Origin of the sequence: Streptomyces sp. B1866, assembly GCF_031932565.1 — a bacterium.
GTDB lineage: Bacteria > Actinomycetota > Actinomycetes > Streptomycetales > Streptomycetaceae > Streptomyces.
Map to the genome: position 1 here is coordinate 1 of NZ_JAVSCF010000172.1, position 14,051 is coordinate 14,051.

Annotated in this window: 14 protein-coding genes; 3 read left to right on the forward strand and 11 right to left on the reverse strand. The window is 76.5% G+C overall.

Features of this window, described 5'->3' with window-relative positions; translation table 11 throughout:
• Both RKE29_RS20720 and RKE29_RS20725 read right to left on the reverse strand, forming a co-directional pair.
• The coding region (locus RKE29_RS20720; RefSeq protein ID WP_312006996.1) for a DUF5931 domain-containing protein at positions 1 to 875 on the reverse strand (875 nt) is incomplete at its 3' end.
• A gap of 51 nt (positions 876 to 926) precedes the next feature.
• Positions 927 to 1,727 carry a lysophospholipid acyltransferase family protein gene (locus tag RKE29_RS20725; RefSeq protein WP_312006997.1) on the reverse strand — a complete coding sequence of 267 codons (801 nt, stop codon included), beginning with the start codon at positions 1,725 to 1,727 and terminating at the stop codon, positions 927 to 929.
• 157 nt (positions 1,728 to 1,884) lie between these two features.
• Here RKE29_RS20725 and RKE29_RS20730 point away from each other — a divergent pair, with 157 nt between their 5' ends.
• A complete protein-coding gene (locus RKE29_RS20730) occupies positions 1,885 to 2,730 on the forward strand; it encodes an alpha/beta fold hydrolase (RefSeq protein ID WP_312006998.1) in 846 nt (281 codons plus the stop codon).
• Positions 2,717 to 3,316, forward strand: a complete 600-nt coding sequence (locus RKE29_RS20735) for a hypothetical protein (protein ID WP_312006999.1) — start codon at positions 2,717 to 2,719, stop codon at positions 3,314 to 3,316. The genes RKE29_RS20730 and RKE29_RS20735 overlap by 14 nt, the downstream gene beginning before the upstream one ends.
• Before the next feature lie 48 nt (positions 3,317 to 3,364).
• Here the strand turns inward: RKE29_RS20735 and RKE29_RS20740 are convergent, their stop codons facing one another.
• The 6 genes from RKE29_RS20740 to RKE29_RS20765 form a co-directional block, all read right to left on the reverse strand.
• Complete coding sequence (locus RKE29_RS20740; protein WP_312007000.1) at positions 3,365 to 4,219, reverse strand: endonuclease/exonuclease/phosphatase family protein; 855 nt, start codon at positions 4,217 to 4,219, stop codon at positions 3,365 to 3,367.
• Between the two features lie 12 nt (positions 4,220 to 4,231).
• Entirely contained in the window at positions 4,232 to 5,173 is a 942-nt protein-coding gene (locus RKE29_RS20745; RefSeq protein ID WP_312007001.1) for an ROK family glucokinase, read from the reverse strand.
• A gap of 58 nt (positions 5,174 to 5,231) precedes the next feature.
• Entirely contained in the window at positions 5,232 to 5,699 is a 468-nt protein-coding gene (locus RKE29_RS20750; protein WP_312007002.1) for a DUF5304 family protein, read from the reverse strand.
• A 158-nt stretch (positions 5,700 to 5,857) separates the two neighbouring features.
• A complete protein-coding gene (locus tag RKE29_RS20755; RefSeq protein ID WP_312007003.1) occupies positions 5,858 to 7,255 on the reverse strand; it encodes an ArsA-related P-loop ATPase in 1,398 nt (465 codons plus the stop codon).
• Positions 7,256 to 7,382: 127 nt separating this feature from the next.
• Entirely contained in the window at positions 7,383 to 7,832 is a 450-nt protein-coding gene (locus tag RKE29_RS20760) for an SRPBCC family protein (RefSeq protein WP_312007005.1), read from the reverse strand.
• Between the two features lie 88 nt (positions 7,833 to 7,920).
• Positions 7,921 to 8,682, reverse strand: coding sequence for a metallophosphoesterase (locus RKE29_RS20765; RefSeq protein ID WP_312007006.1), 762 nt, complete (start codon positions 8,680 to 8,682; stop codon positions 7,921 to 7,923).
• A 301-nt stretch (positions 8,683 to 8,983) separates the two neighbouring features.
• Here RKE29_RS20765 and RKE29_RS20770 point away from each other — a divergent pair, with 301 nt between their 5' ends.
• Entirely contained in the window at positions 8,984 to 10,807 is a 1,824-nt protein-coding gene (locus RKE29_RS20770) for an AMP-dependent synthetase/ligase (RefSeq protein ID WP_312007008.1), read from the forward strand.
• A gap of 246 nt (positions 10,808 to 11,053) precedes the next feature.
• Here the strand turns inward: RKE29_RS20770 and RKE29_RS20775 are convergent, their stop codons facing one another.
• From RKE29_RS20775 to RKE29_RS20785, 3 genes are all read right to left on the reverse strand, one after another.
• On the reverse strand, positions 11,054 to 12,196 hold the full coding sequence (locus tag RKE29_RS20775; protein WP_312007009.1) for a glycosyltransferase family 4 protein: 1,143 nt from the start codon (positions 12,194 to 12,196) through the stop codon (positions 11,054 to 11,056).
• A gap of 93 nt (positions 12,197 to 12,289) precedes the next feature.
• The gene (locus RKE29_RS20780; protein WP_312007011.1) at positions 12,290 to 13,555 is read right to left on the reverse strand and encodes a hypothetical protein; all 1,266 of its coding nucleotides are present in this window, start codon (positions 13,553 to 13,555) and stop codon (positions 12,290 to 12,292) included.
• Between the two features lie 120 nt (positions 13,556 to 13,675).
• A partial coding sequence (locus RKE29_RS20785) for a C40 family peptidase (RefSeq protein WP_312007010.1) occupies positions 13,676 to 14,051 on the reverse strand: 376 nt, incomplete at its 5' end.

A 14,051-nucleotide genomic window follows, 5' to 3' on the forward strand; every position in this document is an offset into this window, starting at 1 on the left:
CCGCGGGGCGAGGCGTCGGCGGCCGGCCCGCCCGCGCGTCCCGCGCCGGTCCCGCCCGGCACGCCCCGCGCGCCGTACGCCCCCGGTACCGACGCGCCGTCCCGCGCGTACGCCTCGTCCGGAGCGGTCGCGTCCGTGGACACGCCCGTGGACACCAGAGTGCGCAGCGCCACCTCCTGCTCGCCCGCGAGGCGGCCCAGCTCCGCCGCCTCGCCGCCGAGGGCCGCGCCCCGCCGCTGCACCATGGCGAGTACCTGGAGCACGCTGTCGTGGATGTCGCGGGCCAGCCGGTCCCGCTCGCGCGTGGCCGCCTCGATGCGCAGCGCGCGGGCCAGCACCCGCTCGCTCGCGCGGGCGACCTCCACCACGTAGCCGATCGTCACGCTCGCCACCCACAGCAGCAGCACCATGTGGACGGCGTCCTGGGCGAAGCCGCCGCGCTCGGCGATGTTCGCCGAGCCGACGACCGCGGAGCCGACCGCCGCCCAGCGCCAGCCGCCCTTGAGCGCGCAGCCCAGCACGGCGCCCGCCGTCCATATCGACGGCAGCGTGGGCGCGCCGTCGGCGATGCGGTCGTGCGAGTCCACCACGGGCGTGAGGAGGATGCCGGTGACCGCGACACAGACGTCGGCGACGAGGAAGCGGGGCGTGCAGCGCTCGGCCGACGCCACCGTCCGCGCGGTGAGTGCCATCCACGCGGTCAGCCCCGCCAGGTAGGCGCCCGCGCCGAACGGGTGCGCGTAGTCGTCGTACGCGCACGCGTACAGCGCCAGGGCGTACAGCCAGGTGAGCACCCGGTAGGCGGTCAGCGCCTGCCACAGCGGCTGCTCGACCGACATCCGCGCGGCGCGCTCACGCCAGGGCCACCGGCCCATCTCCCCACCCCCCGCCGGGCTTCCCGCCCGGCCTCGTCGCCTCCGCCGCCGTCAGTCCCCGTCCGGCCGCCCGCCGGACGCCTCCCCGGACTGCCCGCCGGACCGTTCACCGGCCTGCTCGCCGGGCGGCTTCCCGGCCTGCTTCTCCGCCTGCCTGCGGGCGGCCTCCGCCTCCGCGATCCGCCGCTTGGCCGCGGTCGCGTAGATGTCGACGTACTCCTGGCCGGACAGCTTCATGATCTCGTACATGACCTCGTCGGTCACCGAGCGCAGGATGAAGCGGTCGCCCTCCATGCCGTGGTAGCGGCTGAAGTCCAGCGGCCTGCCGATCCGGATGCCCGGGCGCAGCAGCTTCGGCACGACCTTGCCGGGCGGCTGGATCTTCTCGGTGCCGATCATCGCGACCGGGATGACGGGCGCGCCCGTGGCCAGCGCCACCCGCGCCAGGCCCCCCGGCTTGCCGCGGTACAGCCGCCCGTCGGGCGAGCGGGTGCCCTCCGGGTAGATGCCGAACAGCCCGCCGTGCTCCAGCACCTCGATGCCGCTGCGCACCGCCGCCTCGCCCGCGCCGCGCGCGCCCGACCGGTCGACCGGCAGCTGGCCCACGCCCTTGAAGAAGGCCGCCGTCAGCCTGCCCTTGACGCCGGGCGCGGTGAAGTACTCCGCCTTGGCGATGAAGGTGACCTTGCGGTCGAGCACCGCGGGCAGGAAGAAGGAGTCGGAGAACGACAGGTGGTTGCTGGCGAGGATGGCGGGCCCCTCGGCGGGCACGTTCTCCAGCCCCTCCACCCACGGACGGAACGTCACCTTCAGCGCAGCGCCGACCGAGATCTTCATCGCGCCGTAGAACACCTGTGGACCTCCCGTTCCGCCGAGGAGACCTTAACCCGCCTATCCCGTGTGCGGTGTGCCGCGTACGCTGGGGCTCGCGGGCCGTACGCCCCCTCATACCACCCGCCTCCCCTACGCATGCCCACGAACCGCCCCCCGAAGCGAACGGAGAACCGCGGTGCCGCTGCTCCCCGGGGCCGAGCCGTTCCGCCACGACGGCGGAGAGACCGGCGTCCTCGTCTGCCACGGATTCACCGGGTCACCGCAGTCGGTGCGCCCCTGGGCCGAGTACCTGGCCGGGCGCGGGCTGACCGTCTCCCTGCCGCTGCTGCCCGGCCACGGCACCCGCTGGGAGGACATGGCGCTCACCGGCTGGCAGGACTGGTACGCCGAGGTCGACCGCGAGCTGCGGCGCCTGGGCCGGGACTGCGCGCGCGTGTTCGTGTGCGGCCTGTCGATGGGCGGCGCGCTGGCGCTGCGGCTGGCCGCCCGGCACGGCGCGGCGGTCAGCGGCCTCGCGCTGGTCAACCCGGCGATCAAGGTGCACGGCGCGGCGGCCCGCACGCTGCCGGTGACGCGCCACCTGATCCGCTCCACCAAGGGCATCACCAGCGACATCGCGCGGCCCGGCGTGCCGGAGACGGGCTACGACCGGGTGCCGCTGCACGCGGCGCACTCGCTGCGCCGGTTCCTGCGGCTCGTCGACGCCGAGCTGCCGAAGGTCACCCAGCCGCTGCTGCTCCTGCGCAGCGCGCGCGACCATGTGGTGCCGCCGGCGGACTCGGCGCGGGTCCTGGACCGGGTGGCCTCCAAGGACGTCACCGAGCGGGTGCTGGAGCGCAGCTACCACGTGGCGACGCTGGACTACGACGCGGAGCGGATCTTCGAGGACACCTGGGCCTTCATCAGCCGGCTCACGACCGGCGCGGCGGCCGGTGCGGACCCGGCCGTTCCGGCACCGGCGCACCCGGACCCGGACACCGACCTGGGCAGAGAGGGGGCGGCGGCCGGTGGCGGAGCGTGACCCGAACGAGAACGAGGCGGGCGCCCGCGACGACGACGCCGCGTGGGCCGAGATCGTCGCGGCGTACGGCGAGGAGCCGGGCGGCGGCGCCTCGCCCTGGCCCGAGGCCGAGGACGTCATCCGGGAGGCGCGCGGCCGGGACGGGGACGGCGGCGACGAGGCCCGCGGCCGGGAAGGAGACGGCGACGCGGCCCGCGGCCGGGAAGGGGACGGCCGGGAAGGGGACGGCCGGGCCGGGAGCGGCCGGGCGCCGGGCGGCTCGGTGGTGTTCGCTCCTGGCGTCGGGCCGCGCGACTGGCAGCCCGCCGAGGCGTCCGACGACGACTTCGACGAAACGGACGAGGGCCACTTCGTGCCGCCCGACCCGTCGCTGCCCGAGTCCGACACCGCGTCCCGCTTCGCCTGGCTCGGCGTCATCGGCGGGCCGCTGCTGCTGATCGGCTCGGTGGTGTTCCAGGTCGCGATCACGTGGTGGATCGTGACCGTGGGCATAGGCGGCTTCCTGGGCGGCCTCGCCACGCTCGTCCTGCGGATGCGCGCGGACGACGACGAGGAGGACGACCCCGGGCGCGGCGCGGTGGTCTGAGCCCGGCGGCGGTCCCGGCGGGTGCCGCCGGGCGGCCGGTGCGGGCCGCTACCCGGCGGCGGTCAGCCGCGGCACCCGTACGGCCGCCAGCACCGGCAGGTGGTCGGTGGCCGCCCGCAGGTCGGCGTCGGCGACGCCGGGCAGGCCCGCGGGCACCCCGCAGCCGAGGACGTCCACCCGCTCGGTCGCGAGGACGGCGTCGATGCGCTGGTGCGGGTCGTCCGGCGTGGAGGTGAACGCGCCGCCCCACGGCCTGGTCTCCCAGCCGTCCCGCAGCGTCCCGGTCAGGCGGCGGAAGGCGCGGCCGCCGGGCCGGTCGTTGAGGTCGCCCGCCACCACGCACGGCACGCCGAGCGCGGCGACCCGGTCGAGCACCAGCCCGGCCTGCGCGTACCGCTCGTCGGCGGACAGGCTCAGGTGGCAGCAGACCACGCCGAGCCGGATGGCGCTCGCGCTCTCCTGCCCAGCGCTCTCCTGCCCAGCGCTCTCCTGCCCAGCGCCGGACCCGCCGGCGCCGGACCCGCCGAGCCCGCCGAAGCGCAGCACGGCGGTGGCCAGGCCGCGCTGGTGCAGTCCGGGCGTGCGGGGCAGCAGGATCTCCTCGGTGCGCTCGACGTGGGCGCGCAGGCTGGTGAGGATCATCGGGCCCGCGGTGGTTGCGCCGCCCGTGGTGTAGACGAGGCCGGTCTCGCGGGCCAGCCAGGAGGCGGCCTTGCGCCAGCGGAAGAACCGCGGCGCCTCCTGCACGCACAGCACGTCGGGGGCGCAGGCGCGCACCACCCGGGCCAGCGCGTGCCGGTCGTCGCGCAGCGAGCGGACGTTGTAGCTCAGCACGCGGATGACGGCCGAGTCGGGCTCGGTGACGGCTCGCGGCAGGTCGGCGAGTACCGGTGTGACGGACACGGCTGCCCCGCCTCAGCCCTGGCGGGCCAGGTCGGCGGCGCCGACGAGGCCGGCCTTGCCGCCGAGCTGGGCGGCGACGACCTGGGCGTGCGGCCGCCACTGGTTGCCCACCAGCCAGCGGCGGAACGACTTGCGGATGGGTCCGAGGACCAGCTCGCCCTCGTCCGACACGCCGCCGCCGACGATGAACGCGGAGGGGTCGAACAGGGACGCGAGGTCGGCCAGGCCCGCGCCCACCCAGCGGGCCAGCTCGCGGAAGGAGTCGACGGCGACCGGGTCGCCGCGCCGGGCGGCCTGGCTGACGTGGGTGCCCTGGATGCCGTCCGGGGTGCCGGTGCCGAGGCCGAGCAGTATCTCGGCGTTCTCCGGCTGGGCGGTGGCGCGCTGGCGCGCGTAGCGGACCAGGGCGCGGCCGGAGGCGTACTGCTCCCAGCAGCCCTGGCTGCCGCACCCGCACAGCAGCCCGTCCGGCACCATCCGCACGTGCCCGAACTCGGCCGCGACGCCGAACCGGCCGCGGTGCAGCCTGCCGCCGATGATGATGCCGCCGCCCAGGCCCGTGCCGAGGGTGATGCACACGACGTCGTCGTGGCCCTGGCCGGCGCCGAAGCGGTACTCGCCCCAGGCGGCGGCGTTGGCGTCGTTCTCCACCACGACGGGCATGCCGACGCGCTGCTCGACCTTGTCCTTCAGGGCCTCGTGCCGCCAGTTGATGTTCGGCGCGAACAGCACGGTGGCGCGCTTGTCGTCCACGTACCCGGCGGCGCCGATGCCGACCGCCTCCACCTCGTGGCCGGAGCTGACCTCGCGCACCGCGTCCGCGATAGCGTCGATGACTCCCTCGGGCGTACCGGGAGTCGGCACCGTGCACGTGTCGAGGATCGCGCCCCCCTCGTCGACCACGCCTGCCGCGATCTTGGTACCGCCGATGTCGACGCCGATGGTGAGTCCCATGTGTCCCTCGGGTTATGTGGCCGAACTCCGACGCGCCTTACCGTACCCGAGACGACCGTCAGTCGACGTCAATGTGTTCACTACTCGAACGCTTGCCCGCCTCGTCGCCCTGGGTCCAGCGGCGCTCCTGGTCCCGCACGGCGGCCCGGTAGGCGGCCAGCAGCTCGCTGCCCGCGCTGGCCAGGTGCTGGAAGACGTCCGGATTGCGCTCGACGACCGGCTCGACGGCGGCCCGCGCCTGTGCGATCAACTGTTGTACGGCCCCGCGCACGGCCGGGCCGGCCAGCGGCGCCCCGGCGCCCGCGACCTTCTCGGCGAGGGCTTCGGCCAGTCTGCGCAGCTCCTCGGCGGGGCTGCCCGGCGGCGTGCGCTCGCCGCCGGCGGCGCGGCGGGCCCGCTCGGCGGCCAGGTCCTCGGCGCAGGCCCGCTCCCAGGCGTCGGGCTCCCAGGCGTCGGGTTCGTCGGCCTCGGGGGCGGGGCCGCCGTCGGCGCGCTGGCCGGCGGGGCGCTCGGTGGCATCGCTCATGGCGGGCTCCTGCGGCGGGTTCGGGGCGGATCGGCGGCCCGCGCGGGGCGGGCGCCCGCGCCGGCGCGCGGCCGGCGCTCTCGGGGCGGCGGGCCGCGGGACGCGCCGACGCGCTCACACGGTGTGTCTTCGACGGTACCCGACCGGCGCGGGGCGGGTCAGGACCTTGTCGGCCACAGGGCGAGGTCGGGCGCGAAGCTCACCCGCAGCTCGCCGTCGCGCAGCCGGGCCCCGGCCACGGTGCAGCGGCGCAGGGCCGACGGCAGCGGCAGGACGCGGTGGTACGGGCCGGTGGTGACGATCAGCTCGTCGCCACGGCGCAGCACGCCCAGGCCCTCCCGGTCGGCGCCGGGCAGCGGCAGCCGCCACACCAGCTCCCCGTCGGCGGCCAGCCGGTCCTCCACGGTCCACGGGTCGGCGGCCGGGCCGCCGGGCCGGTCGCCGGGCGCCCCGGCCGCGGCCGCGAGCACGCTCAGGCCCGGCTCGCCGCCGTCGGCGTACGGGCTGGAGTGGACGCCCGCGTACGGGCCGCCGGCGCCGTCGGCGAGCCGGGGCTCGCGGCCCAGGTGCGGCAGCTCGCGCACCGGGACGGCCGGCTCCGCCTCGCACAGCTCCTTCAGCTCCTTCAGGGCGGCCTGCTGCGCGCCGGAGACGGCGGCGAGCCAGGGGTCGGCGGAGCCGGTGGGCAGCAGCCGGTTGGCGACGACGGCCTCGACGCGGCAGCCGTGCAGGGCCAGGCCCGCGCGGGCGGCGCGCAGCGCGCGCACCGACGGCGGCCCGGGGTCCACCACGATCCGCAGCGTGGTCGCCGCGGACTCGACGGCGTCCTGCGCGGCGGCCAGCTCCACCTCCCAGCGGCCGGCCGCCTCGTACAGCTTCTGGGCGGGCATCGGCACGCCCGCGAGCTGGGCGAGCACCGGCCGCAGGGCGCGCGCCGCCTGCCGCTCGGGCGGCACCAGCCGGCGCAGGTAGCGGCGCAGCTGGCCGGGCAGCGCGAGCGCGGCGACGGTGTCGGCCAGCGGCGGCGCGTCCACCACGAGCAGGTGCCAGCGGGCGCCGGACCGCGGCGCCGCGCCGCCGGCCCCGTCTCCGGTCCCGGCGTGAAGGTCCGCGGGTTCCGCGGGGTCCGCGGCGTCCTCGGGCCCGGCGTGGGCGACGCGCAGGGCGCGCAGCAGCGCGAGGGCGGTGGCGCCGGGGACCTCGGCCAGCTCCTCGCCGTCCAGCGGCGCGGCGCCGAGCAGGTCCAGGGCGTCGCGGCCGCGCTCCTGGAGGGCGGCCAGCTCGGCGCGCAGCCAGTCGCCGGTGGCCAGGCGCGCGGCCCACAGGCCGGGGGCGGCCTCGGCCGGGGGCGTCCAGGGGGGGCGGGCGGCGGGCTGCTCGTCGCCGCCGTGGGCGTAGCCGCGCGCGGGCAGGCCGAGCAGCGCCTCGGCGGTGCCGTCCCGGTCGGCTGTCAGCAGCAGCGTGCGCCATCCCGCGCGGGCCGCGGCGAGCGCGGTGGCGGCCGCGACGGTGGTACGGCCCGCGCCGCCGCCGCCGGTGACCAGGACAGTGCGCATCACAACCTCCAACGGACGCGGGCGACGGGGCGCGCGGACCGGCACCGGTACGCGGCCGGCGCCGGTCCGGGTGCGCCGGTCGCGGCGGCGGGCGGCCGCGCCGGGTGCGGGGCCACGGGACGGTCCGTCAGGCCCCGGCCCCGCTCTCGACGCGCTTCTTGAGACCGGCCAGCGCCCGGTCGATGATGACCTTCTCGGCCTTGCGCTTGATCATGCCCAGCATCGGGATCTTGACGTCGACGGTCAACTGGTACGTGACCTCGGTGCGCCGCCCGCCCTCCAGCGCGGCCAGCCGGTAGGAGCCGTCCAGGGCCCGCAGCATCTGGGACTTCACCAGCGACCAGCGCACCTCGTGGTCCCCGCTCCAGGTGTACGCGAGGGTGTAGTCGTCCCGGATGGCGCCCGCGTCGAGCACCATCCGCACCTGCTCGGCGCGTCCCTGGGCGTCCTTGGTGAGGACGTCGGCCTCCTTCACCTCGCCCGACCACTCGGGGTAGCGGGCGAAGTCGGCGATCACTCCCATCACGTCGGCGGGCGCCGCATCGATCGTGATGCTCGAACTGGTGTGCTCCGCCATCCCCGTGGCTCCTTACCCTGCGATGACCCTGCCGTTGACGGCGCTGACGCCCCCTGGCTGCCCTGCGCTGAAGGCTATCGCGCGGGTCTCACCACTCCAGGGCCCAGGGGGCGCCGGTCGAGGCGAAGTGGCCCACGTTGACGCACTCGGTCGAGCCTATGCGCATGCGGCGGGCCAGCGGGTTGTGCACGTGTCCGAACAGGTGGTACTTCGGCCGCACCGCGCGGATGGCCTCCAGCAGCGCCTCGCTGCCGCGCTCGAAGCGGCGGGCGACGGTGTCGTAGCACAGCTCGGGCACGTCGGGCGGGATGTGCGAGCACAGCACGTCGACCTCGCCGAGCGCGGCCACCTTCGCCGCGTACGTCTCGTCGTCGATCTCGAAGGGGGTGCGCATGGGGGTGCGCAGGCCGCCGCCGACGAAGCCGAAGACCCGGCCGCCGATCTCCACCCGCTGCCCGTCCAGGACGGTGGTGCCCGGACCGGCGTACTCCGGCCACAGGCCCGGCATGTCCACGTTGCCGTACGTGGCGTAGGTGGGCGTGGGGAAGGCGGCGAACAGCTCGGCGTACTGCCTGCGCACCGCGGTCTCGATGACGGCGGCCCGGTCCAGGCCGTCCCACAGCCGCTGGGCCAGCGCGTTGGCCTCCGCGAAGCGGCGCGCGGTGCGCAGCTCCACGATCAGGTCGGCGTTGGCCGTGCCGAACAGGTCGGGGAAGATGCCGCGGGAGTGGTCGGCGTAGTCCAGGAACAGGACGAGGTCGCCGAGGCACACCAGGGCGTCCGCGCCGTCGCCCGCCTTGGCGAGGTCCTGGCTGTTGCCGTGCACGTCACTGACCACGTGGACTCGCATGGGCGTCACCTTAAGGCCTGCGACGAGACCGTAAGGCCTTCCACGAAGCCGTCAAAGGTTCTCCTCACGCCCTCTACCTGCGGTTACTTCCCCGTCGCACCCGGCGTCGACTAGTCTGCGCGCAGCGCGACCGCGTGGTGTGACGCATTGAACAACTGGGTACGAATTCTGTTCCGGAAGACATACCGATGGGTAATCTCCGACCAGTTTGTCCCCCTGCCTGATCCCTGATCATGGTCCGCAGCCGACGCAGCACTCCACCGGGTGCCGTGGCGCCGGCTCCCGACGAGGAGCAGCAGTCTTGCGCGAGTTCAGCCTTCCGGCCCTGTACGAGGTACCGGCCGACGGCAACCTGACGGACCTGATCCGGCGCAACGCGGCGCAGCACCCCGACGCCGCCGTCGTCGCGCGCAAGGTCGCCGGCCGCTGGGAGGACGTGACCGCCACCCGGTTCCTGGAGGAGGTGCGCTCCGCCGCCAAGGGCCTGATCGCCGCGGGCGTGGGCCCCGGGGACCGGGTGGGCCTGATGTCGCGCACGCGCTACGAGTGGACGCTGCTGGACTTCGCCATCTGGAGCGCGGGCGGCGTCACCGTGCCGGTGTACGAGACGAGTTCGCCCGAGCAGATCCAGTGGATCCTCAGCGACTCCGGCGCGGTCGCCTGCCTGGTGGAGACCGCCGCGCACGAGTCGGCCGTGGAGTCGGTGCGCGGCATCCTGCCGGGTCTGGCACACGTGTGGCGCATCGAGGGCCCGGCCGGACAGGAGTCCGACGAGGCGGGTGCGGTGCGCGTCCTGCGCGACCTGGGCCGGGACGTGCCCGACGAGACCGTCGACGAGCGCGGCTCGCTGGCCAGCGCCGACTCCCCGGCCACCATCGTCTACACCTCCGGCACCACCGGCCGCCCCAAGGGCTGCGTGCTCACCCACCGCAGCTTCTTCGCCGAGTGCGGCAACGCGGTCGCCCGGCTCACGCCGCTGTTCGCCACCGGCGACTCCTCCGTGCTGCTGTTCCTGCCCGAGGCGCACGTCTTCGGGCGGCTGGTGGAGATCTGCGCGGTGCTGGCGCCGATCCGGCTCGGGCACGTGCCGGACGTGAAGACCCTCACCGACGACCTCGCCTCCTTCCGGCCGACGGTGATCCTCAGCGTCCCGCGCGTACTGGAGAAGGTCTACAACAGCGCGCGGGCCAGGGCGGAGGCCGACGGCAAGGGCCGGATCTTCGACCGCGCGGCCGCCACCGCCATCGCCTACAGCCAGGCCCTCGACGCCCCGTCGGGCCCCGGGCCGGGCCTGCGGCTGCGGCACGCGCTGTTCGACCGGCTGGTCTACCGCAGGCTGCGCGCCGTCCTGGGCGGCCGGATCACCCACGTCATCTCCGGGGGCGCCCCGCTGGGCACCCGGCTGGGCCACTTCTACCGGGGCGTCGGGGTCACCGTCCTGGAGGGGTACGGGCTGACGGAGTCGTGCGCGGCGACGGCCGTGAACCCGTGCGAGCGGCAGAAGATCGGCACGGTCGGGCAGCCGCTGCCGGGCTCGGTGGTGCGCATCGCCGACGACGGCGAGGTGCTGCTGCACGGCGAGCACCTGTTCACCGGCTACTGGAACAACGAGGCGGCGACCGCCGAGGTGATGTCCGACGGCTGGTTCCACACCGGCGACCTCGGCACCCTGGACGAGGACGGCTACCTCGCCATCACCGGCCGCAAGAAGGAGATCATCATCACGGCGGGCGGCAAGAACGTCGCACCCGCCGTGATCGAGGACCGCATCCGCGCGCACCCGCTGGTGGCCGAGTGCATGGTGGTGGGCGACGGGCGTCCGTTCATCGGCGCGCTGATCACCCTGGACGAGGAGTTCCTGCCGCGCTGGGCGGAGCGGCACGGCAAGCCCGCCGGTGCCACGGCGGCGGACCTGCGCGACGACCCGGACCTTCAGGCGGCCGTCCAGCAGGCGGTGGACGAGGGCAACGCGGCGGTGTCCCAGGCGGAGTCGGTGCGCAGGTTCCGCATCGTGCCGGCGCAGTTCACGGAGGACGCCGGGCACGTGACCCCGTCGCTGAAGCTGAAGCGGAACGTGGTGGCGAAGGACTTCGCGGCGGAGATCGAGGCGATCTACCAGCGCTAGGGCGTGTCTGGTGGATCAGGGCGGGCTCGCGACGCCCGGCACTCCCCCAGCTACCGCTGGGGGTGCCCCCGCCCCCGGCTACCGCCGGGAGGTGCCCCCGTGCGGCGTTGTCGTCGTCGCACGCAGTGCCTCCCCCAGCTACCGCTGGGAGGTGCCCCCTGCGCTCTCCTCCTCCGCCTTGCAGCCGGGGGTACCTCCCAGCGNCAGACACGCCCTAGGCCGCTCGGCGCGCCTTCCGCGCGGGCGCTACAGCAGCGACTCCAGGCGCTCGGCCAGCAGGTCCCAGCGCCAGCGTTCGGCGACCCACGCGCGGCCCCGCTCGCCCATGCGGCGGCACAGCTCCGGCTCGGCCAGGAGCGTGGCGACCCGGTCGGCGGTCTCCACGGCCGAGCCGCCGCGCACCACCCAGCCCGTCTCTCCGTCGAGCACCGCGTCCGGCGCGCCGCCCGAGTCCCCGGCCACGACCGGCAGCCCGGTGGCCGACGCCTCCAGGTAGACGATGCCCAGGCCCTCCACGTCGAGGCCGCCGCGGCGGGTGCGGCACGGCATGGCGAACACGTCGCCCGCGCCGTAGTGCGCGGGCAGCTCCGCCCACGGCACCGGGCCGGTGAAGCGCACCGCGTCGGCGACGCCGGTGGCGGCGGCCAGCTCGCGCAGCCGCCCGGCGTACGGGCCGCCGCCGACGACGAGCAGCACGGCGCCTGGCACCCGGGCCAGCACCCGCGGCATGGCCCGGATCAGGGTGTCCTGGCCCTTGCGCGGCACGAGCCGGGAGACGCAGACGACGACGGGCCGGCCGGTGAGCCCCAGCCGCCCCCGGACCGCGTCGCCGCCGGAGCCGGGGTGGAAGGCCTTCTCGTCCACGCCGGGCGGCAGGTGGACCATGCGCGCCGCGGCCGCGGGCGTGAGCGCGCCCGCGATCCGCGCCCGGGTGTACTCCCCCAGATAGGTGAGCGTGTCGGTGCCCTCGCCGATCCGGCGCAGCAGCGGCCGTGCACCGGGCAGCGCCGCCCAGGCCGCCTCGTGCCCGTGCGTGGTGGCCACCAGGCGCCGGGCCCCGGCGCGGCGCAGCGCGGGCGCCATCAGGCCGAGCGGGGCGGCGGCCCCGAACCACACCGAGCGGCAGCCGTGTTCGCGCAGCAGCCGGGCGGCGCGGCGGGTCACGCGCGGGGTGGGCAGCAGCATCGTCGTACGGTCGCGCACGACCGGGAACGGCTGCTCGGCGTCGAAGCGCGCGGTGGCCTCGGCGCCCTCCCGGCCCCGCTTCCACGTGGACGCGTAGACGACGACCCGCGCGGGGTCCAGGCGCAGGGCCATGTTGTGCAGGAAGGCCTGGATGCCGCCGGGCCGGGGCGGGAAGTCGTTGGTGACGATCAGTGTCCTGTCCATCGCCGCCGACAGTACCGCCTCGCGGCCCGGGTGCCGGACGGCCGGATCAGGGCGGCCGGATCAGGGCGGCCGGATCAGCGCCGGGCGGCCGGATCAGCGCAGCTGGTCGGTCAGGTACGCGCGCCACCGGGCCGTGAACGCGGCCGGGTCCGTCCCCAGCACCCGGCGCAGCGCGTCCCGTACGGCCGGGCCCGGCTCCCGGGCCCGGCCCACCGCGCGGTAGAAGGCGGCCAGCCGGTCCGCGCCCCACCGGTCGGCGATCATCCGGCACGCCAGCCAGCCGCCCTCGTACGCGCGCGCGAGCGTGGCCGGACCGGCGCCGAAGCGGAAGTCCGCGTCGGACGGCAGCCCGCGCGGGACGTCGCCCGCGGCCACCGCGGCGGCCAGCTCCGGGGCGGCCTGGCGGGCCGTGCGGCCGGAGCCGAGGTAGCCGGCCCAGTCGGCGTAGCCCTCGGAGAGCCACAGCGGGGTGGAGTCGTCGGTGACCGGGCGGGTGGCCACGTGGGCGGTCTCGTGGGTGAGCACCACCTGCCGGCCGGTGTCGCCGAGCAGGTCGTACGCCTCGGGGTTGACGATGACCCGGTCGGCGGGCACCGGACCGCGGGACCCGAGTTCGCCGGTGGTGACGGCCGCGATGTCCCGGAAGTCGCCGGGCGCGGCGCCCAGCAGCGCGGCCATGCCGTCCAGGGAGGCGGGGACCTCCACCACGACGCGCCGGGCCCACCGGTCGGGCCACACCGCGCCGACGGCGGGCACGGCGCGGTCGGCGGCGGCCGCCACGCGGCGCAGCGCCGCCTCGTCCCGGCCGCCGCCCAGGACGCCCAGGACGAGGCTGTGCGCGCCGCGCACGACCGTCACCGGGCCCTGGTCCCACAGCTGCCGGGGCGGGCGCCCGCCGGGCGGCCGGCCGGTGTCGGAGGCGACGTACCACCGGCCGGCCCGGCTCACCAGCGTCAGGTACTGGCGGGCGGTGACCGGGGCCGTGTCGTATCCGGCGAGCCGGTAGCCGAGTTCGACGGTGGCGGCCAGCCGCCGCCCGCCGCCCAGGGCGGGCGGGAACTCGCCGGTGCGCACCAGCCGGTAGGAGAAGGAGCGCAGCGGTACGGCGGCGAGGTTGGCGAACGTGCGCCGCTGCGCGGCCCGGAAGGCCGTCCCGGCCCGGTCCACGGTGGCCAGGAAGGCGTCGGCGTCCCGGCCCCGTACGGCCGCGGCGCGCGCGTCGAGCATGCGCGCGACGCCGGGCCCGTCCCGTCCCGCGGGCCCGCGCGGGGGCCGCTCGCCCGCGCATCCGGTCAGCGTGGCGGCGAGCAGCCCGGCCACCGCGCCGAGGGCCGCCGCCACCCGCTGTCGCCGTCGCATCACGCCGACGATCGTACGAGCCCACCGGTCCGCGAGCGGCAGGCGGCATCCGGCCGCCCCGCGCACCCCGCCCGCGCGGGCGCGCGGGACGGCACGCCCGGAACGGGGGCCTTACGGCCGTCAATAGCGCGTGACGGCGGCGATCGGCATCATGCCCACCGGGTCGTAGCGCACCCGCGCGCCCGGGTACGGGGCGTGGATGACCCGCCCGCCGCCCGCGTACATCGCCACGTGGCTGGCGTCCGAGCGGTAGACCACCAGGTCGCCGGGGCGGGCGCGGGCCAGCGGTACCCGGCGGCCCGTGCGGGCCTGGGCCTGGGAGGTGCGGGGGATGGCCACCCCGGCCCGCCCGTACGCCCACTGGGTCAGGCCGGAGCAGTCGAAGGCGCCCGGCCCCGCCGCGCCCCACGCGTAGGGGGCGCCGACCGCGCGGCGCGCGGCCAGCAGGGCGGCGGCGGACCGGCCCGACGGCGGCCGAGCGCCGGACGGCGCACCG